18 protein-coding genes are annotated in these 20,910 nt (G+C 70.2%); 3 read left to right on the top strand and 15 right to left on the bottom strand.

Annotation, left to right across the window (positions count from 1 at the left end):
* Positions 1-16: 16 nt before the first annotated feature.
* From ACYVLP_RS14690 to ACYVLP_RS14660, 7 genes are all read right to left on the bottom strand, one after another.
* A complete protein-coding gene (locus tag ACYVLP_RS14690; protein ID WP_460628081.1) occupies positions 17-1,888 on the bottom strand; it encodes a glycoside hydrolase family 3 protein in 1,872 nt (623 codons plus the stop codon).
* Between the two features lie 122 nt (positions 1,889-2,010).
* Positions 2,011-3,630 carry a glucoamylase family protein gene (locus tag ACYVLP_RS14685; protein ID WP_460628080.1) on the bottom strand — a complete coding sequence of 540 codons (1,620 nt, stop codon included), beginning with the start codon at positions 3,628-3,630 and terminating at the stop codon, positions 2,011-2,013.
* A gap of 149 nt (positions 3,631-3,779) precedes the next feature.
* Complete coding sequence (locus tag ACYVLP_RS14680; RefSeq protein WP_460628079.1) at positions 3,780-4,697, bottom strand: carbohydrate ABC transporter permease; 918 nt, start codon at positions 4,695-4,697, stop codon at positions 3,780-3,782.
* A gap of 3 nt (positions 4,698-4,700) precedes the next feature.
* Positions 4,701-5,714 (bottom strand): carbohydrate ABC transporter permease, encoded by a 1,014-nt coding sequence (locus ACYVLP_RS14675; protein WP_460628078.1) that lies wholly within the window; start codon positions 5,712-5,714, stop codon positions 4,701-4,703.
* A gap of 3 nt (positions 5,715-5,717) precedes the next feature.
* Entirely contained in the window at positions 5,718-7,004 is a 1,287-nt protein-coding gene (locus ACYVLP_RS14670) for a sugar ABC transporter substrate-binding protein (RefSeq protein WP_460628077.1), read from the bottom strand.
* 106 nt (positions 7,005-7,110) lie between these two features.
* The gene (locus tag ACYVLP_RS14665) at positions 7,111-8,286 is read right to left on the bottom strand and encodes a LacI family DNA-binding transcriptional regulator (RefSeq protein ID WP_460628076.1); all 1,176 of its coding nucleotides are present in this window, start codon (positions 8,284-8,286) and stop codon (positions 7,111-7,113) included.
* 505 nt (positions 8,287-8,791) lie between these two features.
* Positions 8,792-9,133, bottom strand: a complete 342-nt coding sequence (locus ACYVLP_RS14660; protein WP_460628075.1) for a VOC family protein — start codon at positions 9,131-9,133, stop codon at positions 8,792-8,794.
* Positions 9,134-9,239: 106 nt separating this feature from the next.
* Between ACYVLP_RS14660 and ACYVLP_RS14655 the strand changes: the two genes are divergently transcribed.
* On the top strand, positions 9,240-10,271 hold the full coding sequence (locus ACYVLP_RS14655; RefSeq protein ID WP_460628074.1) for a sigma-70 family RNA polymerase sigma factor: 1,032 nt from the start codon (positions 9,240-9,242) through the stop codon (positions 10,269-10,271).
* A 155-nt stretch (positions 10,272-10,426) separates the two neighbouring features.
* Complete coding sequence (locus ACYVLP_RS14650) at positions 10,427-11,440, top strand: patatin-like phospholipase family protein (protein WP_460628073.1); 1,014 nt, start codon at positions 10,427-10,429, stop codon at positions 11,438-11,440.
* On the opposite strand, the gene ACYVLP_RS14645 is transcribed toward ACYVLP_RS14650, so the two are convergent.
* A complete protein-coding gene (locus ACYVLP_RS14645; RefSeq protein WP_460628072.1) occupies positions 11,434-12,228 on the bottom strand; it encodes a glycoside hydrolase family 16 protein in 795 nt (264 codons plus the stop codon). The genes ACYVLP_RS14650 and ACYVLP_RS14645 overlap by 7 nt on opposite strands.
* A gap of 161 nt (positions 12,229-12,389) precedes the next feature.
* Between ACYVLP_RS14645 and ACYVLP_RS14640 the strand changes: the two genes are divergently transcribed.
* Positions 12,390-13,187, top strand: a complete 798-nt coding sequence (locus ACYVLP_RS14640; protein WP_460628071.1) for an arylamine N-acetyltransferase family protein — start codon at positions 12,390-12,392, stop codon at positions 13,185-13,187.
* A gap of 63 nt (positions 13,188-13,250) precedes the next feature.
* On the opposite strand, the gene ACYVLP_RS14635 is transcribed toward ACYVLP_RS14640, so the two are convergent.
* From ACYVLP_RS14635 to ACYVLP_RS14605, 7 genes are all read right to left on the bottom strand, one after another.
* Positions 13,251-13,670, bottom strand: coding sequence for a PIN domain-containing protein (locus ACYVLP_RS14635; RefSeq protein ID WP_460628070.1), 420 nt, complete (start codon positions 13,668-13,670; stop codon positions 13,251-13,253).
* Positions 13,661-13,882 carry a type II toxin-antitoxin system VapB family antitoxin gene (gene vapB, locus ACYVLP_RS14630; protein WP_460628069.1) on the bottom strand — a complete coding sequence of 74 codons (222 nt, stop codon included), beginning with the start codon at positions 13,880-13,882 and terminating at the stop codon, positions 13,661-13,663. The genes ACYVLP_RS14635 and vapB overlap by 10 nt, the downstream gene beginning before the upstream one ends.
* A 48-nt stretch (positions 13,883-13,930) precedes the next feature.
* A complete protein-coding gene (locus ACYVLP_RS14625; protein WP_460628068.1) occupies positions 13,931-15,517 on the bottom strand; it encodes an FAD-dependent monooxygenase in 1,587 nt (528 codons plus the stop codon).
* A 1-nt stretch (position 15,518) separates the two neighbouring features.
* Complete coding sequence (locus tag ACYVLP_RS14620; protein ID WP_460628067.1) at positions 15,519-16,481, bottom strand: MBL fold metallo-hydrolase; 963 nt, start codon at positions 16,479-16,481, stop codon at positions 15,519-15,521.
* Positions 16,482-16,495: 14 nt separating this feature from the next.
* The gene (locus ACYVLP_RS14615) at positions 16,496-17,917 is read right to left on the bottom strand and encodes an esterase/lipase family protein (protein WP_460628066.1); all 1,422 of its coding nucleotides are present in this window, start codon (positions 17,915-17,917) and stop codon (positions 16,496-16,498) included.
* Between the two features lie 401 nt (positions 17,918-18,318).
* Entirely contained in the window at positions 18,319-19,110 is a 792-nt protein-coding gene (locus ACYVLP_RS14610) for an inositol monophosphatase family protein (RefSeq protein ID WP_460628065.1), read from the bottom strand.
* 30 nt (positions 19,111-19,140) lie between these two features.
* Positions 19,141-20,721 carry a hypothetical protein gene (locus ACYVLP_RS14605; protein ID WP_460628064.1) on the bottom strand — a complete coding sequence of 527 codons (1,581 nt, stop codon included), beginning with the start codon at positions 20,719-20,721 and terminating at the stop codon, positions 19,141-19,143.
* Positions 20,722-20,910 lie beyond the last annotated feature (189 nt).

Below are 20,910 nucleotides of genomic sequence, written 5' to 3'. Positions count from 1 at the left end.
TGAAGGCCGCCGCAGGTCAGGCGGTCAGGCCGTGGCCGAAGGGGAAGAGCGGGTCGTCGTAGCCCGGCACGTCCTCGCCGTGCTGCCGGACCTGCTCCATCGACCGCGGCAGGTCGAACGGTAGGCGTCCGACCGGTGGGATCGCGCCGGTCAGCGCGTCCACGAGGGCCGCGTCGCTCGTGCCGTAGCTCGCGACGACCGTCGTCGCGACCGGCAGCAGCGGAGTCAGGACCGCCGGGCGGTCGAGCACGACGTCGACGATGAGTGGGCACTGCTCTGCGACCCGCGCCAGCCGAGAGACCAGGCCCGGTGGGAAGTCCAGCGAGCCCTGGTGGAACCACGACTCGAGGAACAGGTCGGACCGCGGGTCGAACGGCGCGCGGAGCCGCACGACCGCGACGTCCGCGTCCCCCGGCTCCTCGACGACGGTGCCGAGCCGGGCCGCGGCCTCGGCCGAGATGTTCTCGACATAGACGCTCATCCCCTGCCGCAGCGGCAGCGTCGCATCGGCACACGTGACCGTCGAGCCGGCGCTGCGCACGCCGGCGGGCGCGCCGTTCTGCAGGACCGTGACCGACCTAGCCTGAGCGGCATACCCCTCCTGGCGGAAGTCCTGTCTCCCAACGGTCGCGGCAGCTGCGTCCTCCTCCACGTACGGGTTGTCGAACAGCCCCAGGTGGAACTTCACGGCGAGGATCCGCCGCGCCGAGGTGTCGATCCGCTCCTCGGTGACCCGCCCCTGGGCGACGAGGTCGAGCAGGACCTCGACGCACTCCTCGCCGCCGAACTGGTCGGCGCCTGCCTCGAGGATCAGCTCCATCCGGCCGTGCGGGTCGAGATGCTCGACGCCCCAGGCGCGCGCCGGCAGCACCTGGTCGCCGACCTGGTTGTCGTTGACGAGCTCCCAGTCGGTTACCACGACGCCGTCGTACCCGAGCCTGTCGCGCAGCAAGCCGGTGACGATCTGCTTGTTGTAGCCGAAACCCACTGGCTCGATGGGATCCCCGTCGACGACGAGGTCGATCGGCATTCCGTAGTACGGCATGACAGCCGCCGTGCCGGCCGCGATGATCGGCGGGAACGGCTTGAGGTGATCCGCGAACCGCCCACCCGGGTAGACCTGCTCGCGACCGTAGGGGAAGTGCGCGTCCTCGCCGTCCTTCTGTGGGCCGCCACCAGGGAAGTGCTTGCTCGTGCACGCGACACTGTCCGATCCGAGCGAATCCCCTTGGAACCCTTGGAGATACGCGACCCCAAGCTCGGCCACGAGGTCGGGGTCCTGGCCGAAGGTGCCTGCCTGGCGGGCCCAGCGCGGCTCGGTGGCGAGGTCGAGCGTCGGGTGCAGTGCGGCACGGATGCCGACCGCGACGTACTCCTGGCGGGCAATGTCGGCGAACCGCCGCACCACCTCCGGGTCGCGCAGCGCCGCGAGCCCGAGCGGCTCGGGCCACTGGGAGAACGCGCCGGCGGAGAAGGACACCCCGACGTTCTCGATGAACGCGTGCCGCGGGTCCGTCGAGATCGTCACGGGTATGCCGTGTGGCGAGGTCTCCGCGATCGCCTGGAGCGCGTTGTGCCACCGCGCCGCCATGCGGGCGTCCTCCAGCGCGTGGACGTTGAAGTGTGTGAGGTGCTTCTTCAGCACGACCTCGGACGTCGCCGACTTGCTGATCGCCCCGGGGTGCTCGAGAACGGACCCGTCGGCGCCGGCCTCGATGACGGTCTGGAACATCAGGCCCGCCTTCTCCTCCAGCGACAGCCGCGCGAGCAGGTCCTCGACCCGGGCGTCGACATCGAGGCGGGGGTCCTCGTACGGGTCCATGCGGCCGTTGCCGTTGAGGTCGCGGTAGGAGACGCCGTCCTCGGTCGTCTTCGTCTCGGGTCGCACGGGCCAAGCCTTTCGTAGCTTCACGGGTTCTTGCTGGGAGGGTGCTCGTGGCCGCCCGGTGCGTGCGGTCGGGCGGCCACGAGGTCTGGTTGTCCGATCAGCCCATCATGGCTGCGGATCGGTCACGCGACCGGGTCGGCACTGAACTCCTCGATGCCGATGACCGGGCGGATCTTGGCCTCGACCGCCGGCGTGCTGAATGCGCGACGAATCACGTTGTCGCCCAACACGTTACCGAGCACGCCCATGATCATCGACTGGTCGAGCGAGAGATAGCGGCGCGCCACCGTGCCGGACTTGACCGCGACCGCATCGAAGAAACCGCCGTCGCCGTACGAGTCGAGCTCCTTCTGGATCTTCACGAGGTTGGCGAACGACTCGACCGGCTCGTGCATCATCGCCAGGAAGGCGGCGTGCGGCGTCACGACACCGTCGCCGTAGGTCGGGTTGGGGTTGGTGGCCGCCCGGCACGTCCCGAAGCCGACGTCGTAGTTCGTCTTCTCCTGGTCGGAGAAGTACCCGTCCGGGTTGAGCCCGAGGGCGTCGAGGCCGTACTCGCGGTAGCCGCCGGCGGGGTTGCTCGACGGGCTGAAGCCCCAGAATCCATAACCGGCGTCGAGGAGCCCATGCTCGCGCTGGGCACGGACGTGCAGCGGGTGGTTGCGCCCCCAGCTGTTCGGCGCCCAGTCCGCCTCCGGCACGAAGACGTCGGGCATGAGCTCCTCGAACATCGACCCGCCCCAGCCGGGCACGATGTGCATGCCACGGTAGGTATAGGCGCCCTCGTAGACGCTGACCCCCATGTACGTCCGCGTCTCTCCGACCGGCTGCATCTCGTGCCACGACCAGTCGCACGAGGCCGGGAACGTCCGCCACATGGCGAAGTACTGGTTGCCCGGGATCTGGCCGGTGAGGATGCCGAGGTAGCTTGTGATGCGGGTCTCGGACACCGTGGTGTCGTAGTGGTGGTTCGTGTACCAGACGTCCGGGCCGACGCCGATGTGGTTGCCGGTGTATCCCGAGAAGCCGGGAGGCGGCGGCGCGTCGTAGAAGCCGCCGTGGATGAGCCCGGGCTTGAGTGCGACGTTCGTGTCGTAGAACATGTCCCACCGCATGCGGCTGAAGATCCGCGACGCCCAGACGCCGGCGGCCGTGTCCGAGTTGCGGACCACGAGCAGGGCCGCACCGAGCCAGCCGTTGTCGACGCTCGACAGGAACGGGTAGACGCGGTCGCCGTTGTCGGGCCAGGTCGTGACGACGTCCCCTGTCGCCGGGTCGTACCAGTTGTAGTACATCCCGCTCGGTTCGTGGTGTCGCAGCCGCGCAACCGTCTTGAGGGTGCGGATGAGCCGTGCGGACGCATCACCGCGGCTGATGAGCCCGAGCTCGCGCGCAACGATCGTCGACCACAGGTAGCCCCCGATGTTCGTCGGCGAGGTGTAGCGGGACCGTTCGCCGGCCCCGAGGGTGGCGGGGATGTTGTCCGCGGGCAGGCCCGTGCGCGGGTCGGTCATGGCGTCGAGGCTGCGCCAGGTGTCCCGCGCCCACGTGAGGAGGTGTCCGCTGTCGAGGGACGAGGCGGCATACCGGGACTGCGGGCTGCGGATGAGCGCAGGTGCCTGCCGCGCCCCCGAAGCGCTGGTCGCGGCGGACGCCGAGGGTGCCAGGGCGAAGGCTGCGACGGATGCCGCGCCTCCGACGAGCATCGCTCGGCGCGTGGGCAGGTTGATCTGGTCTGACATGGGCTGTGCTCCGTTTCGGTGTCGGTTCACGCTTGCGTCGGGTGATGGGCTGGGTGGTCCACGGGTGGTGTGACAGGCAGGGCGGTCGTCGGACGGCGGGGTGCACGCCGGGGGCGCGTCCCCTCGTCAGCTGCCTGTCACTGACCCCGCTACTTGAGACCGGTGGTGGCGATCCCTTCGATGAAGCGTCGCTGGAAGATCAGGAACACCACGAGGATCGGGACGACGACCACGGTCGCTCCGGCGAGCAGGAGGCCGTAGTTCGTGCTGTTCTGGCCGGTCGAGTACAGAGCCAGCGCCACCGGCAGCGTGTAGTGCTCCTCCGTCTGCGCGACGACCAGGGGCCAGAGGAAGTTGTTCCAGCTGCCGAGGAAGGTAAGGATCCCGAGCGTGGCCAGGGCCGGACCGCACAGCGGCAGGAAGATCCTCGAGAAGATCCGCAGCTCACCCGCGCCGTCGACCCGGCCCGCGTCGAGCAGGTCCTTGGGCAAGCTGAGGATGAACTGCCGCATGAGGAACACGCCGAACGGGCTGACCAGGAACGGCAGGAACAGGCCTGGCAGCGTGTCGATCAGTCCGGCGTTCGCGACGAGCACGAACAACGGGACGAAGGTCACGACACCAGGGATCATCAAGGTCGCCATGACCGCGACGAACAGCGCGTTCTTGCCGCGGAAGTCGAGCATCGCGAACGCGTAGCCGAGCATCGAGCAGAACAGCAGGTTCCCGAGGGTGACCACCAGCGCGACGATCGTCGAGTTGAGGAAGTACTGCCCGAAGCTGAGGCTGTTGAACAGCTGGGTGTAGTTGTCGAGCGATGCGTGCTGCGGCAACCACGTCGGCGGGATCTGCCGTAGCTCGCCCTCGGTCTTGAGGCTGCCGAGCACCATCCACACGAACGGCGCGATCACGGCGACGAGGCCGATGGTGAGGATGAGATACAGCCACCAGTGGCCGCTCTTGCTGGAGCCGACCATGCCGCTCGACGGGCGTGCCGGACGCTTGCGCCCGCGCGTCGCCTGCGGCGTCTCGGTCCGGGCTTGCGGGACCTGGGTCTCGACAGACATGCGTCACGTCCTCTCTCGCAGCAGCCGGAACTGGACGGCCGTGACGATGGCGATGACGATGAAGATCAGGTAGCTCATCGCCGACGCGAGCCCGTAGTTGCCGAAGCCGAACTGCTTGTACGTGTACATCGACAGCGAGATCGTGCTGTTGAGCGGGCCACCACTCGTCATGACGAAGGGCTCCTCGAAGAACTGCAGGTAGCCGATCGCCGTCGTCACCATGACGAAGAGCAGGGTCGGCCGCAGCAGCGGCAGCGTGACGTGCCGGAACCGGCGCCACGCGTTCGCGCCGTCGATCGCAGCCGCTTCGTGCAGCTCGGGAGGGACCGACTGCAGGCCGGCGAGGAAGATGATCATCGCTGTGCCGAAGTTGCGCCAGGACGCCATGAGGATCAGGCCTGGCATGGCCCAGTTCGGGTCGCCCAGCCAGTTGGGGCCGTTGATGCCGAACCAGCCGAGCACGGTGTTGATCAGACCGCCCGGGTCCTGCAGCAGGAAGCGCCACACGACCGCGACGGCGACGATCGAGGTGATCACCGGCGTGTAGAACCCGAGCCGGAAGAAGCCGCGCATCCGGGTGATGCCCTTGTCGAGCGCCACCGCGGCGGCGAGCGCGAGCACCAGCGTCAGCGGCATACCGACGAGCACGAAGTATGCCGTGTTGAGCGCGGCCTTGCGGAAGATGGGGTCCGACAGGGCCTTGGTGTAGTTGTCCAGCCCGACGACGTCCACGTCGAAAGGCGTGCGCAGGTCGCGGGCCTTCGTGTCGGTGAAGCTCATGAAGAGCGACTGGAGCACCGGCCAGGCGGTGAAGGCGAGGAAGAGCACGCAGAAGGGCAGGGCCAGGATCCAGGCGGCCCGCCCCTCCCGCAGGCCCGACCGGCGGCCCGGCCTGCGGGATGGTCCGGTGCCGGCGCCCCGGCGCGACCCGTCGTCAGGTCGCGCCGGGGTGGCCTCACGTGACGGTGGCAGCCCGGGTCCGGCCGAGGACCCGGTCGTGCCGGTCTGGGCGGTCATGGGTCACATGCCCGTCCCGATGGATTCGGCCTGCTGCTGCACCGTCTTGAGCGACGCAGCAGGGTCGGCACCAGTCTTGGTGACCTTCTCCATCTCCGTGTCGAAGCTCGTCACGACCTGCTCCCACGTCGGGAACGAGGGCGGCGCCTTGGCCGTCTCGAGCTGCTTGCCGAAGACGGCGAGCTTGTTGTCGGCCGCGAGGGTCGGGTCCTGCCAGGCGCTCTTGACCGAGGGGAGGTCGGTGGACAGGGTGAACCACTTGGCCTGGACCTTGGGGTCTGCGAGCCACTGGACGAACTTCCAGGACGTGTCACGGTTCTTCGAGTTCTTGAAGACCACGAAGTTGGAGCCGCCGACGAAGGACGACGAGCCCGCGCTGCCGGCCGGGATCGGCGCGACGTTGTACTTGTCCTTGAAGCCGGCGCCGCCGACCTTCTCGACCGCGGACATCATCCACGGGCCGGAGATGAACATCGGCACCTTGCCGCTGGCGAAGTCCGGCTCGGTCGTCGGGGTCGCGGGGGCAGCCTTGTCCGAGATCCCGTCCGTGAAGTACGACTGGTAGTACTTGACGGCGTTGAGGATCTCGGGGCTGTCGAAGTTGTACGACTTGCCGTCGTCCTTGGTCAGGTCGGCGCCGTCGGACCACGCGAACGGCATGATCGACTGCCACGAGCCCTGGCCGCCGGCCTGGAGCCCGATGCCCCACTTGGCGCCGGCCTTGGTCTGCATGGCCTTGGCCATGGACTTCAGGCCGTCCCAGTCGGCCGGCACGGTGTCGTAGCCGGCCTTCTTGGCCAGGTCGGAGCGGTAGAAGACGACGCGCGTCTCGACGTACCACGGGATGCCGTAGGAGGTGCCGTTGACCTCGGTCGTCTTCTGGGCGCCGTCGAAGAACGCCGACTTGTCGATCGAGCCCGGTGTCGGGTCGAGCGCGTTCATGCCGGCGAACTCACCCATCCACGTCGTGCCGACCATGGCCACGTCGGGGGTCTTGCCCGCGGTGATCGCGGTCGTGAACTTGTCGTGAGCCGCATCCCATGGGATCGCCGTGACCTTGACCTTGACGCCTGGGTTCGCGGACTCGAAGTCCGATGCGAGCTTGGGAAGGTTGTCGCCTTCGGCCCCCATGGCCCAGACGGTGATCTCGCCCGTGGCGGCGCCGGTGTTGACGGCAGCTCCGGTCTGTCCGGCTGTCGACCCCCCTGAGTCGGTGCCACGACCGCAGGCGGTCACGGTGAGTGCCGCGGCCGTCATGCACGCGACGGTGATGGCTGTGGTGCGTCTCATCGGTCTCTCTCTTTCTCGGTGTCGTTCGAGACGTGTAGGTGAGGTGTGACTTCTCTGTTTCCGGTGGGCCAGACGGCCCGATAGGCACGGGCGAGCGGTCGCCCGCTCAGGCGCCGGTGCAGCCGCAGGACGCGCGGATGACCAGCTGGGTCGGGAGCACCTGTGGTGCAGGGTGTGGCGCGCCCCCGACGACACGCTGGTGGAGGCGGTCGGCGGCAAGCACTCCGAGCTCGCGCACCGGCTGCCGGACGGTGGTCAGCCCGGGCCGGACGTAGCGGGCGGTCATGACGTCGTCCCACCCGACGACGGCCAGGTCGCGTGGGATCTCGCGACCGGCATCCTGCAGGGTCGTCATGATCGACAGGGCGAGCTCGTCGTTGGCGCAGACGAGCGCGTCGGCAGTGATCTCGCCGGCGAGGATCCGCCGGGCCACGGCGACGCCCTCACCCTCCCGGAACGGCACGCGGATCGGGTCGGCCGGGTCGAGCCCACGGGCGTGGTGGGCCGCGACGAAGCCGGCATAGCGCTCTTCGGTGTCGGGCGCGCCGCCGGGGTCACCGACGAACAGGAGCCGGCGTCGCCCGTGGTCGAGCACGTGCTCGGTGAGACGTTCGGCGCTCTCGGCGTTCTCGGCCCGCACGCTCTCGATGCCCTCCTGAGGGTCGCCCGCGATGATGACGACCGGCTTCTGGCCGTGCAGCGCCCGCGCGACCGGCGGGGGCATGGCGGCCGACCCGAGCACGGCGATGGCGTCCACCCGGGTGGCCAGCTGCCGCACGGCGCGCGCGATGTCGCCCTTGCCCTCGGTGAGCATGAGGATGACGCTCTGCCCGAGCTCGGCCGCGCGGGACTCGAAGCCCATGAGCAGCTCGGAGTAGTAGGGGCCGGACAGCTCCGGGAGCACCAGACCGTGGGCCTCGTGGTGCCGGACGGCGAGGCTGCGGGCCGCGCCGAGCGGGACGTAGTTGAGCTCGTCGACGGCGTCGAGCACCTTCTGCCGGGTCTTCGTCGACACGACGCCGGCACCCTGCAGGACGCGAGACACCGTGGCGATCGAGACTCCGGCCAGCTCGGCGACCGAGTAGATCGTGGCGCCCGCCGAGGCTGGGGCCGGGTTCACCCGGTGGCCGTCCCGCAGAGCCGGCTCGGTGGGCTGGGTGGCCTCGGTCGGCTCGGTCGGCTCGGAATGCTGGGTGGGCTGGGTGGGCTGGGTGGGCTCGGCGGGGGGCCGCTCGGCGGGCTGACCTGCCGGCGGGTCGCCCTGCACGCGTGCTGCTGCCACGGCCTACCCCTCGCATCTCGTCGTTGAGTGATGTGTCCGCTCCGGGGCCCTTGTCGGGCTCCTGCCGGGGCCTGCCCAGCGGTGTAAGCGCTTACATCTGCGTTCCCCATCCTGCACAGGTGGCCGGGAGTGCGCAAGCCGTAAGCCGCGCCCAACCTGGCATATCGCCCATTCCGTACCCGTTGAGACCGCAGCCGAAACCGTCCCCGGGGCGGGCCGGAGGAGGACCCCCGACGATCCATTCCTCGACGATCGCCGAGCCGCGTCGGCGGGGACCGGCGGAGCGCGGGTTTCCTTGGGGCACAGCCAAGCTCGACGCCAGACAGGGCCTCGGGCGACCCACCCGGTGCCAGCACGGACGGTGGACGACCGCCCTCACCCGGCCTGGGCGGCATACCTCCTCGCCCGAGCCCGCCGAGAAAGTTCGGAAACTCAGTGCCCAGAATGTGTTGCGGGCACCCCGGCCGATGGCCGGGATGCCCGCCTGAGGGGGGTCGACGCGCGCTCAGCTGTCCTGCATCAGACCGATGTGGTTGCCGTCGGTGTCGGCGAGGACGGCGGTCCGGCGGCCGCCGCCGACCTCGGTGGGCTGCTGCACCACGGACGCGCCCGCACCGACCAGAGCCGAGATGCGGCCGTCGAGGTCGTCGACACTCCAGAACGGCACGGCACCGGTCAGACCTTTGCGGTGTCCGTTCGGGTCGAGGGCGAACTCCTGGCCGTCGACGGTGTAGCCGACGTAGTACGGCTGGTCGGTGTGCGGCTCGACGCCGAGCAGGATCGTGAAGACGGCCTTGGCGTTGTCGAGGTCCTTGACGGGGTAGATCAGGGTGTTCATGGCGGCCATGTCAGGCTCCTTCGAGAATCGGGTGGTGAGAGTCCGAGCCGGTGTCACATCTGGTGCTCGTGGCTCGTCAACGCTATGACGGATGCCGAGCAGAGGATGTGACGAGATGACCGAGACGAGCTCAACCGGCCAGGTCGGACCGGACGACAGCACGAGGGGAAGCGCGGGAAGCGCCGCCGACGCTGCGGCCCAGGCTGACTGGCTGGCTCACGACTTCCAGGCGCACCGGCCCCATCTGCACGCCGTCGCGTTTCGCATGCTCGGCTCCCCCGCCGACGCCGACGATGCCGTGCAGGAGGCGTGGCTGCGCCTGAGCAGGTCCGACACGAGCGACGTCGCCAACCTCGGTGGCTGGCTGACCACCGTCGTCGCCCGGGTCAGCCTCGACATGCTGCGCTCGCGCACGTCTCGTCGCGAGGACGCCTGGGACACCGAGCTGGCCGAGCTGGTGGCCGAGTCACGCGACCCCCGTCTCGCGCCGGCTGCTGGAACCGGCTCCGGCACAGGCGATCCCGCTGACGAGGCCGAGCTCGCAGACTCCGTGGGCCTGGCGCTGCTCGTGGTCCTCGAGACGCTGTCACCGGCCGAACGGCTCGCGTTCGTGCTGCACGACCTCTTCGGCCTTCCGTTCGAGGAGATCGCCGACATCGTCGACCGCTCCCCTGCCGCGACCCGGCAGCTCGCGAGCCGTGCCCGGCGCCGGGTGCAGTCCGCCGACGTCGACCTGGGCGACGAGGTCGTGACGCCGCCGGCCGAGCCGGAGCCGCCGTCACCGGACCGCCTCCGCCAGCGCGAGGTGGTCGGCGCATTCCTGGCCGCCTCGCGTGGCGGGGACTTCACCCGGCTGCTCGAGCTGCTCGACCCGGACGTCGTCATGCGTGCGGACGCCGCCGCCGTGGCGATGGGCTCGCCCGGCGAGCTGCGTGGCTCGGCCGCCGTCGCGGAGATGTTCCGCGGGCGGGCGCAGGGGGCGCGCCTGGCCACCTTCGACGACCACGTCGGAGCGGTCTGGACGCTCCAGGGCGTGCCCAAGGCTGCGTTCGCGTTCCAGGTGGCCGACGGCCGGGTCGTCGGCATCGACCTGCTCGCCGACGAGGCCTGGCTGGGCAAGATCCGGATCGACTACCTGCGCGGCTGAGCTCGCACGGATGCTCTGCTGCGAGGTCTGCGCGAGATGGGGGTGATCACCACCAGTCAGGGCAGACCATCCGGCAGACCATCCGGCAGACCATCCGGCGCGGCTTGGAAGGGCGAGTCAGCAGGCGGCGGACCGACGGTCGTATCGTCGATCTCGTGGCAGATCGGTTGCGCGCAGCGTTGGTCCTCGGGTCGGGTGGGGCGCGGGGCTACGCCCACGTCGGCGCACTCCAGGTGCTCGACGAGCGTGGCATCGACGTCGTGGCGATCGCGGGAACGTCGATGGGCGCCCTCGTCGGCGGCGTCGCGGCGGCCGGCAAGCTCGAGACCTACGCCGACTGGGCGCTCAGCCTGACCCAGCGCGAGGTCTGGCGTCTGCTCGACATCAGCCTCACCGCTCCCGGGGGCGCGATCCGTGCTGAGCGCGTCATCGCCAAGGTCGGGGAGATCCTCGACGGCGCGACGATCGAGCAGCTGCCGATCCCGTTCACGGCGGTGGCTACCGACATCAACGCCCGGCGCGAGGTGTGGTTCCAGCGCGGGCCGGTCGAGCACGCCATCCGCGCCTCGATCGCGATCCCGGGCGTCATCACGCCGGCCGTCATCAACGGTCGGGTGCTCGTCGACGGCGGCCTGATCAACCCGATCCCGATCGAGCCGACGGCCGCGGCCTCGGCGGACCTGACCATCGCGGTGTCGCTCTCGGGCATGCGCTCATCGAACGGCACCGCCACCCCGGTCAAGGAGTCGTCCGAGCCCCGCCCGCGCGAGGAGTGGACCAGCCGCCTCCGACGCAGCGCGGCCGAGGTGCTGGACTCGGAGCGGGTCCGCGCCATCACAGGACGGTTCGCCCACCCCAAGGAGCCTGGCGCCGCCACGATCGACCCTGACCTCGGCCTGGCCGCGGCGGTCGCGACCCAGGTCGCACAGACGCCGAGCGGGGCGCTCGTGCTGGGCCAGGCCGACATCGGACTCGTCGATCTGCTCAACATGTCCTTCGAGACCATGAGCGCCCTGATCTCGCGCTACCGGATGGCGAGCAACCCTCCGGACGTGCTCGTCACAGTGCCCTCCAATGCCGTGCGCACCCTCGACTTCCACCGTGCCGCCGAGATGATCGAGCTGGGCCGGCAGCTCACCACCGAGGCCCTCGACCACGCCGGCTACTGAGAGCCGGCCGACCCTGCCGACCCGCGGACCCAGTCGACGACGAGCTCCGGCACGAGGTGCGTGTCGTGCCCGTCGGACTGCTCCGGGAAGTCGAACACCGCGACCATGAGCTGCATCGGGTATGCCGGTGGGCGGGCGCACGATCGCACGCATGCGCCGTCGACGAGGAAGTCGGCACGCTCGGGACCCCAGTGCACGGCATACGTGTGCCACTCGGCGACGTCGAGCGGGAGACGGGGCGCCTCGAAGTCCTCGGTGACCCGGGGGTCGCGGAAGGCGTGCAGGCCCAAGCCGATCGCGGCGGAGCGGCCCGGCTCGACGGCGTCGCCGAAGACCTCGACGACGCAGATCTCTGCTGACTCCTCGGGCACCTGCTCCCGGCCGACCATCCACAGCGCCGCCATCGAGCGGGGCGAGAGCGCCATCCGCGCGCGCAGCTCCACCACGCCGCCGGAGGGCGTCCAGCCCCAGTGCTCCGGCTGCTCCTCGAGCACAGTCTGTCCTTCGCGGAACCGCTGCTGGCCCGCCGTGCTGCCGACAGGCCCGGACCAGCTGCCCGACTGGATCCCGGACACCCGGATGGGAGGGAGATGGTCGCCCTCGCACCAGACGGGGTGACTGACCGGAACGACGAGCCGGAGGCAGGAGTCCTCGAGCTCGTACGCGGCTCGCGTCTGCGCTCGTGAGCTCCACGCTGGCAGGTAGTGCGGTGTCCACACCGCGTCGTCCAGGTCCTCGCTGTCGAAGTCGTCGACGAAGCCGTCCGTGTCGGCGTCCACGGTGTCCATGTCTCATCGTGCCTGTTCACCGGACGAGCCCGCGCAACACACCGCGGAATCGCAAACTTCTGCGGCTATTACCGTCACCGTTTGCGACTGCTCGGTGTGTTGCGGCTGGGGAGGCGCGTCGTGGTTGACATGAACTCGGCTCGAGGTTTCACCATGGTTCGGTGACTTCACCGACCACCATCGACACGCTCACGCCAGCTCAGGTGACGGCATACCTGGGCCGACTCGGCGCGATCGCGCCCGCGGCGCCGACCCTCGCTGCGCTCTCGTCGCTCCAGCGTGCGCACCTGCTCGCAGTGCCCTTCGAGAACCTCGACATCGCGCTCGGCCGGCCGATCAGCGTGGAGCCGGCCGACGCCTACGACAAGGTCGTGGTCGGGCACCGCGGCGGCTACTGCTACGAGCTGAACGGGCTGTTCGCGGCACTCCTCCGCTCGCTCGGGTATGCCGTCGACCACGTGTCGGCGCAGGTGGCGGTCCCGGGAGGCGGGCTCACCGCGGAGTTCGACCATCTGGCGCTGCTCGTCACCTCACCCGCGATGGACGAGACGGCCCTGGTCGACGTGGGCTTCGGGGACGCGTTCGTGGAGCCGATCCCGCTGCGCGACGGCGCCGGGCACCACGAGCTCGGCAAGGACGTGGGTCTGGAGCGGGACGTCGACGGCACGTGGCTCTACCGCGAGCGCCGCGACGGCGAGGAGTGGCACACCCAGTACGCCTTCTTGTCCGCGCCCCACCCGCTCGCCGACATCGCCGAGCGCAACCTCTGGCAGCAGACCTCACCAGAGAGCCACTTCACGCAGAAGTCGGTGGTGTCACGGCTCACGGAGACCGGGCGGATCACCCTCAGCGACCGCCGGCTGATCACCACCACGCACGGCCGCCGGGACGAGCGCGAGCTGGACGAGGCGCAGGCGACGGCCGCCCTGGCCGAGCACTTCGGGGTCGTGATCGGCTGAAGGGACGCCCGGCGCCGGTTCGTCCGCCGTGCTCGCCGCACGAACACGCTGGGTCCCTAGCGCTCAGAAGGACCCACGCAGCTGCTCGACTTGCTGGCCGGTGACGTCAGCGATGAGGTCGAAGTCCTTGTCGACGTGCACAACGGTGAGACCGGCGAGCTCTGCGGCGGCGGCAATCAGGAGATCCGGGATCTTCGCCGCCCGATGGTGTCCGCGCTCGGCAAGTAGTCCCTGCACCTCCACAGCGCGCGCCTCCATACGGGGCGTGAGGTTCTCGACCGGAAGGTTGCCCACAGGTGGATCGTGCAGCCCGCGCAGCCAGCCGTCAGCGGACTGGGCGGAGAACCCCAGCTCCAGAAGGGTCACCGTGCAGACCCGCACCAGGCCGCGGTTCATGCGATCGAGCCACAGGTCGACGTCGGGTGATCCGGGTAGCCGTACGAAGGCCGACTTGTCGATCACCCAGGTCGGCGTCACGACCATGCCTGGTCCATGACGCTGTCGTTGTCGAGATCGGCGAACGCCTCCATCGACCTTTCGAGGTCAGCACGCGTCGCGGGCCGACCAGCCCCCTGACCCAGACGCGAGACCTCGCGGCGGAGGTACTCGTTGCGCGAAAGGCCCTGCCGCCGAGCGTCCGCATCGATCCTCCGCAGCGCGTCGTCATCGACATTGCGAATGAGTAGATCAGTCATGTGACCACCTCCGATATCGCATGATACCAAGCCATCATGCAACCCCGATCAGGGACCCACAGGTGCGCCCCTGCCGAGCAAGCGGCCGATGGCTCTGCCGACCTCGGCTGCGGACGGCTGGGTGAGGACGGCGGCCACGTGGGCGTCGGGCCGCACGACCCAGACCTCGTCGGCACGGCCCTCGACCAGCCCGAGCAGCTCGGGCGACAGGTCCTCGAACCTGTGGACCTGCACCGGTGCGGACACGTCGGTCGTTCCCTTGCGGACCTCGCCGAGAGGCACGTCCGGACCGACGAGCAGGGTGACCCCCTCGCGCAGCACGGTGCGCAGCCGCCCGGACCGCACGGGCAGGTCCGGCACGATGACACCCGGGCCGGGAGCGGGCAGCGCGCCCCTGGGCGGGCGGCCCGGGAAGGGCCGGGACGGGTCAGGCGTGGTGAGCGGGGACTCGACGTACCAGAACGGCTCGGCCAGACGGCCGGAGTCGACCTGGGCCCGCGCGGCATCGTCTCGACTCGCGCGCTCCAGGATCCGGGTGCGGTGACGCCGCTCCTCGTCGGTCTGGGGGACGAGGAACCGCATCGTCGCCGAGGTGACCTCGAGGTTCTCGACGGCGGCCGCATGGCGCTCGACGTGGTAGGACTCGAGCAGCTCCTCGGGCGCCCACCCGGACAGCACGAAGGCGAGCTTCCAGGCGGCGTTCTCCGCGTCCTGCACGCCCGAGTTGAGCCCGCGCGCGCCGAACGGCGCCATGAGGTGGGCGATGTCGCCGGCGAGCAGGAACCGCCCGACCCGCATCCGGTCCACGACGCGTGACTGGAAGCGGTAGACCGAGCGCCACACGAGGTCGTAGTCGCGGTCCCCGATGACCTGCCGGATCCGCGCGTCCAGAGCGCCCGAGCGCTCCTGCTCCTCGAGGTCGAATCCAGCGGGCACCTGCCAGTCGATCCGGAAGGTGGATTCGGGGCACGGGTGGATGAGGACCTGGCGCCCCGGGTTCCACACCGGGTCGAAGTAGAAGCGGCGCTCGTGCTCCCACCCGGGCAGGTCCGTCCGGATGTCGCAGATGAGGAACTCGTCGTCGAACACCCGGCCCTCGAACCTCACCCCGAGCCCGCCCCGGATGCCGTCACTGTGCCCACCCGAGCAGACAACGGCATACGGCGCCGTCACGTCGACGACGTCGCCTGCGGTCTCGCAGGTCAGCGCCACGCCGTCGCGCGTCTCGCCCACGGCGACCACCCGGTGGTCCCAGCGGACGTCGATGAGCGGCTGGGCCGCGACCCGCTCGTCGAGGACCTGCTCGGTGCGGCACTGCGAGATGTTGACGAAGGGTGGGAAGGGCGACGACCCGACCTCCTGGAAGCGGAGGCTGAAGAGCTCGTCGCCCCGGTAGAAGGTGCGTGCCGTCGTCCAGGTGAGGCCTTCCTCCGCGATCTGCGCACCGGCGCCGACGCTCTCCCAGATGTCGAGCACGTCGCGCTGCTGGCAGATCGACTTCGAGCCGACGAGCTCACGGCCCGGTCGCGCGTCGAGCAGCAGGACACGAATGCCCCATCGAGCCAACAGCAGGGCCGTCGTCTGCCCGACCGGCCCGTTGCCGACCACGACCACCGGCGAGCTGTGCCCGTTCACGTCAGCCCTGGAGCTGGTCCCACACCTGGCGGTCCCGCTCCGTCGTCCACACGGCCGGCCAGTCGATGCCCGACAGCTCGTCCCAGACCCGCGAGACGTCGAACGGCAGGCAGTGCTCGAAGATCGGCCACCGGCCGTAGGCCGGCTCGAGCGCCCGGTGCGCGGCCTCGAAGGCCTCCCTGAGCCGTCCGCCGCGGGCGTGGACGGCTCCCACCTCGTCGAGCAGCGTGGTGAGGAAGCCGCGGGTCTGCTCGACAGCGGCGGCCACCGCGTCGGCGCCGCGGGCGACGGCGCCTCGACCGCCCACGAGCTGCCCAGCCCCGAGCGCGCCGATGCGGTCCAGCGTCGTCGTCGCCCAGTCCCGGTGGAACGCGTCTCCGGTGTACAGCGCCGCCTGCGCCTCGACCAGGTCGCCGGCGAAGAGCACCTTCTGGCTGGGCAGCCAGGCGACGAGATCACCTGCCGTGTGCCCGCGCCCGCAGTGCTGGAGCACGAGGTCGCCACGGCTGCCACCGAGGTCGATGGTCATCCGGTCGGTGAACGTCACGGTCGGCCGAGTGAGCCCGGGGATCGAGCCGGGATCCTTGAAAAGCCTTGGCATCCGGGCGAACTCGGACTCCCAGTCCTCCCTGCCTCGCTCCTCGATGAGCCGGCGCGTCGTCTCGTGGGTGACGATCACCTCAGCATCGAACGCGCTCGCACCGAGCACGCGGACGGCGTGATAGTGCGAGAGCACGAGGTAGCGCACCGGCTTGTCCGTGTGCTCACGCAGCCGCTCGAGCCACTCCCTCGCGGCGGTCGGCGTCGCCAGGGCCTCGAAGCAGACCAGGAAGTCCTCGCCCTCTATCGCGCCGACGTTGGGGTCGCCTTCGGCCGTCAGGGCATAGACGCCGTCGGCCAGCACGTCGAGCGTCTGCTGCTTCTCCGCGGTGTCGGCCGACGAGGCGAACGGCTTGGTGCCCACCCCGTGATGATCTCCTAGCGGGTCGGCTTGGGCCAGACCACCGTGGTCGAGGTGACGGGACGAACCGTCGAGCTGGCTTCCGTGCCGGCGATCGTCACCGAGTGCGTCCCCGGCGGAAGGTCGCTGAACGACGCAACGCCGTGTCCCTTGCGCAGAGTGGGCTCGGCCTTGGCCAGGACCTTTCCCTTGGCACTGCGCACCGTGACCGTCACAGACTTGCGCGCCGGGGTGGCGTCCGCGTCGTCGTGCTCGAGGTCGAAGGAGACCTTGAGCGCCTGCCCGGTCGTGAGCAGGTCGGGCACGACGGCCCGGACGTTCGTGTCCGCGAGATCCCGACGCCGGATGGGCTGAGCGGTGAGGATCTCTTGCACCTGGTCGAGGACGAACTGGTTGCACTGGAGGTTCGTGTGCTGCTCGGGCACGCGGACTGCGAGGTTGGTGTCGAGCGTCTCGCCGAGCCCCACGGCGCCGGTCAGCGTCACGGTCCCGTCGCCGTAGTCGTTCACGTTGCCGAAGGTCTGAGACGTCAAGGCCTTGCCGTCCTGCAGGGTCACGGTCGTCTGCGTCGGCTGCCGGATGCCGAGCACCATGTGCGTCATGTCGCGGCTGGCGGCGCGCGCCGCCTCGGCGGCCTGCAGGTCTGTGTGGAAGGCCATCGCGTCGGCGACCATCGTGGTGCTGACGTTGGGCACTGAGATCTCGGTCGTCTTGGCGTAGCCGCCGGCGTTGCTGATGCACGCGTACTCCGGCAGGAGCTGGAAGAGCGACGGCATGCTCCGGGAGAAGGCGGTGAGGTCGATGCTGAGCGGACCGATGCCCTTCTTCACACCGTTGACGAGCTGCTCGAGGGCATCGGTGGCACCTCGCCAGGGTGTCCCCAGCGTGATCAGCTTGCGGGTCACCTCGGCTCCCCCGCACTTCTCGATGTACCACCGAGCGACCAGTCCGCCCATGGAGTGGCAGATGAAAACCGCTCTGGCGTCAGAGAACTCGCCCCCCTGCGCCCGCAGGCGCTCGAGCGCCGGCTCGACGACGGTCTTGAGACGCTCGCCGTTGTAGCGGTTCGACAGGCGCCAGTCGTAGGCGTAGGCGATGAGGTTCGGCGGCTTGGCGCCGTTGTCGCGCTTGTAGCCGAGCTTCTCCAGCGTGTTGACGAGCACGTCGTAGCCGCGGATCGGGGTCCAGATCCCGGGGAGCACGTGGACGTCGGGCATGAGCGCGACCGGCTCGACGCCGTCGCCCGGGTTCTCGTCGCCGATGCCGTCGGGCAGCGCGTGCTTGAGGATCGAGTTGCCGCCCGTCAGCAGCTTCCAGACCGCGCCGGCGCTCGGTGCCCAGATGAGGTTCGCGCTGGCGGGCGACCCGTCAACGCCCCTGACCCCGAGAGTGCTCCCGGTGATCCCTGGCAGCACCACCACCAGGTCGTTGCTCGTCATCGACCACACACCGCCTTCCGCACGAACCCGGCGAACCCGTCAGATCAACGGTGGCACGTGGCTCCCCGCGTGATACCAGAATCAGTGAACTCCCAGGCGCGCTCAGCCCGAGCGAGGCGAGGCGCCAAAAGCATGCCGCGGCGCCGGCGTTGTCTGGACGCAGCGCAGCGAGCGAGGAACGAGCGAGCGCAGCGGAGGAAGGCAATGCCTCAAAGGCGGCGCGGCACGCGCCGCAGCGAAGCGAGGCGCGAAAAGCATGCCGCGGCGCCGGCGTTGCCTGGACGCAGCGCAGCGAGCTGGGTCCCACGCTCTGCGTGGGAGGAACGAGCGAGCGCAGCGGAGGAAGGCAATGCCTCAAAGGCGCCGTGGCACGCGCCGCAGCGAAGCGAGGCGCCAAGGGCTCAGTCCGTCGCGAGGCCACGGCATACGCGCTCGTATGCCGTCAGGCCGGCAGCGGCGACCAGCCCCGGGGGCGCGATGTCGCGCGGGTGGTAGGGCCGCCCGTCGGTCGTGCCGAGGTGGCCGCCCGCCTCGGCGAGCAGGAGTGAGCCGGGCACGTGGTCCCAGGGCGCCGCCTTCGCGTAGACGATGTAGTCGGCCTCGCCCTCGACGAGCTTCGGGTAGTCGATGCCGCACGACACCCAGGTCAGCGTCATCGGCCTCATCCCGTCGAGCGTCCGGCCGATCCAGGCCCGCCGCGACGTGCGACCCCGCAGATCCGTGCCGGCCTCGGGCTCGTCGATGGTGAGCCGGACGGCACCGGCGGCGTTGTGACGCCAGGTGCCGGCACCCCGCTCGGCGGCATACCCCACCTCGTGCTGCGGCTGCCAGATCCACCCGCGCACGGCGACGCCGTCGCGCGTCTCGCTCACCATGACCGCGTGGTCGGGAGAGCCGTGGACGAAGTTCTTCGTGCCGTCGACAGGGTCCACGGTGAAGGCATGGGAAGCGCTCACGTAGCGCTCCATGAGCCCGCGGTCGGCGGCATACGCCTCCTCACCGAGCACGACCGCATCCGGGTATGCCGCCTGGAGGGCCGAGGTGATCAGCACCTCGGCCTCGCGGTCGGCGTCGGTCACGAGGTCGCCGGGCCGCTTCTCGTGGATCTCCCCCGCGGCCAGCGTCCGGAAGCGAGGGTTGATGACCTCCTCGGCGACGTCGCGCAGCAGGGTCAGCATCGCGTCGGTGTCCACGCCTCCAAACTACTGACCGCCTCCGACGGGTCAGCGGACGGGGCGCAGGTGCGACGGAATGTCCAGCCACCAGCTCAGCACGCCGCGTGCCACCTCGGTCGTCGAGGTGGGGTCGATGCCCTGCGGCGGCAGCGACTCGATGAGCGTCCCGATGAGGTCGTAGCGGCCTCGCATGCCCAGGACATAGGTGAGGCCGCGCAGCTCGTCGGCGGCGGCCTCGCCTCGGGTGGTCACGATCACCTCGGCGATCCGGCGCGCGAACGACGCCTCCCGCTCGTCCCGCCGTCGGGTGGCCGCCTCGACGGTGTTGCCGACGACGTAGCCGGCCTCCATGACGACGTCCGGCGGCGCGACCGGGGACAGGGCTACCCGTTCGAAGAGGTCGAGGTCGCCGGGCTGGCCCATCCAGGTCAGCACCGTGAGGCTCTCGTGCACCGCGACATGGTCGCCGCGGGCGTACGCGTGGGCGAAGGCCTGAGCATGGACGCGGCCGATCACGCGGCTCTGCGGCGAGATCATGATGATGCCCAGCGCGTTGGAGCGGTCCTCCTCGTTCGTGTCTCCGAGCGCTGTCTCGATGAGGTCGTTGAGCACGGGCTCCGAGGCCGCCGCGCCCCGGCCGTCGCCGACGTCGAGCGCGGCGCGGATGCGGCGGTGGGCCTCGCGGATCGCCTGGGAGCTGATCGCTCGACCGTCGCGGATGATGAGAGCCGCGGCCCGCCGGTCCTCGGCGGTGAGGGCGCTCGCGAGCCGCTGGCTGCCGGTCGGCCCCAGCTCCCGCACCAGGTTGGCCGCGCCTCGGTGGACACGGTAGGGCTGGCCGGAGTCGCGCAGGTGCCGCACCGCGAGCATCGCCGCCTCGGACTTGGTCTCCCGGTCGAGCCGTCCGGCGCGGCCGAGGGTCGTCAGCACGAGGAGGCAGGCGCGCAGGGCGCTGGTGTTCGTCGGGTCCCGGAGCTGGCCCAGGAGCACGGCGATGGCCTCCGGGTGCGTCGTGAACGACAGCAGCGTCAGGGTGTCGTTGTAGAACTGCGCCTCCGGCTGGCCGAGCACCTCCTCGGCCATGCCCGCCACGATCGCGCCGCTTCGAGGGTGCCCGGCGAGTCGGGCCAGCGCATCCGAGCGCTGGGCGTAGTCGAGGTGGAGGCTCAGGCTCAGCTCCTCCAGACCGCGGCGCAGCAGCGCCTCCCAGTCACGCGCCCGGATCATGGCGTGCGGCATACGCCCGAGGTTGTCGGACAGGCGGTCCCAGTCGAGCCCGGTCATGCGGTCCTCGGCCAGGGCACGCTCGAGCAGCGCGAGCGTCTCGTCGACGTCGGGCTCCTCGCGCGGTGACAGGGTCGCCGTGGCGCGGACCGGGTTGCGGGCCCGCGAGAAGAAGTCGATTGCCGCAAGCAGCTGGCCTTCGGGGAGGCCGAGCACCGTCTCGTAGCGGCGAACCAGCCCTCGGGTCACCTCGACCCGGCCGTTCTCCCAGCGTCCGACCTGGGAACGGTGCACCGGCTCGGCGATCCCGGCGCCCTGCGCGAAGCCGGCGGCACTGCGCAGGGCATGGTCCCTGGCGTACATCCGGGCGTTGCGCAGCACCCACTGCATCTCGTCGATCAGCACGTGACCCACCGCCACGGCGCTCGTCGCGTTGCGTCCGACGTTGCGCCGCGCAACATAATGCGCAACGACGCAGCGTCGTAGTACGTCTGGTCCGTAACGTGGCGCCCGCACCCGGTGTGTCGGAGCGGGAGTCGCGGTTTGGGGGAGACTCCCGCTCCGCCATCGGCGTGCGTCACTCCTTCGCGGCGC

It is taken from the genome of Intrasporangium mesophilum (assembly GCF_054783095.1).
Note: the sequence above shows the minus strand (reverse complement) of the source record. Positions and strands in the feature narration are given on the sequence as shown.

Excerpts from the sequence above, each read along its gene's own strand:
- ACYVLP_RS14685 (WP_460628080.1), bottom strand. The coding sequence starts at position 3,630 with ATGTCAGACCAGATCAACCTGCCCACGCGCCGAGCGATGCTCGTCGGA.
- ACYVLP_RS14680 (WP_460628079.1), bottom strand. The coding sequence starts at position 4,697 with ATGTCTGTCGAGACCCAGGTCCCGCAAGCCCGGACCGAGACGCCGCAG.
- ACYVLP_RS14675 (WP_460628078.1), bottom strand. The coding sequence starts at position 5,714 with ATGACCGCCCAGACCGGCACGACCGGGTCCTCGGCCGGACCCGGGCTG.
- ACYVLP_RS14670 (WP_460628077.1), bottom strand. The coding sequence starts at position 7,004 with ATGAGACGCACCACAGCCATCACCGTCGCGTGCATGACGGCCGCGGCA.
- ACYVLP_RS14660 (WP_460628075.1), bottom strand. The coding sequence starts at position 9,133 with ATGGCCGCCATGAACACCCTGATCTACCCCGTCAAGGACCTCGACAAC.
- ACYVLP_RS14655 (WP_460628074.1), top strand. The coding sequence starts at position 9,240 with ATGACCGAGACGAGCTCAACCGGCCAGGTCGGACCGGACGACAGCACG.
- ACYVLP_RS14645 (WP_460628072.1), bottom strand. The coding sequence starts at position 12,228 with ATGGACACCGTGGACGCCGACACGGACGGCTTCGTCGACGACTTCGAC.
- ACYVLP_RS14635 (WP_460628070.1), bottom strand. The coding sequence starts at position 13,670 with ATGGTCGTGACGCCGACCTGGGTGATCGACAAGTCGGCCTTCGTACGG.
- vapB (WP_460628069.1), bottom strand. The coding sequence starts at position 13,882 with ATGACTGATCTACTCATTCGCAATGTCGATGACGACGCGCTGCGGAGG.
- ACYVLP_RS14615 (WP_460628066.1), bottom strand. The coding sequence starts at position 17,917 with ATGACGAGCAACGACCTGGTGGTGGTGCTGCCAGGGATCACCGGGAGC.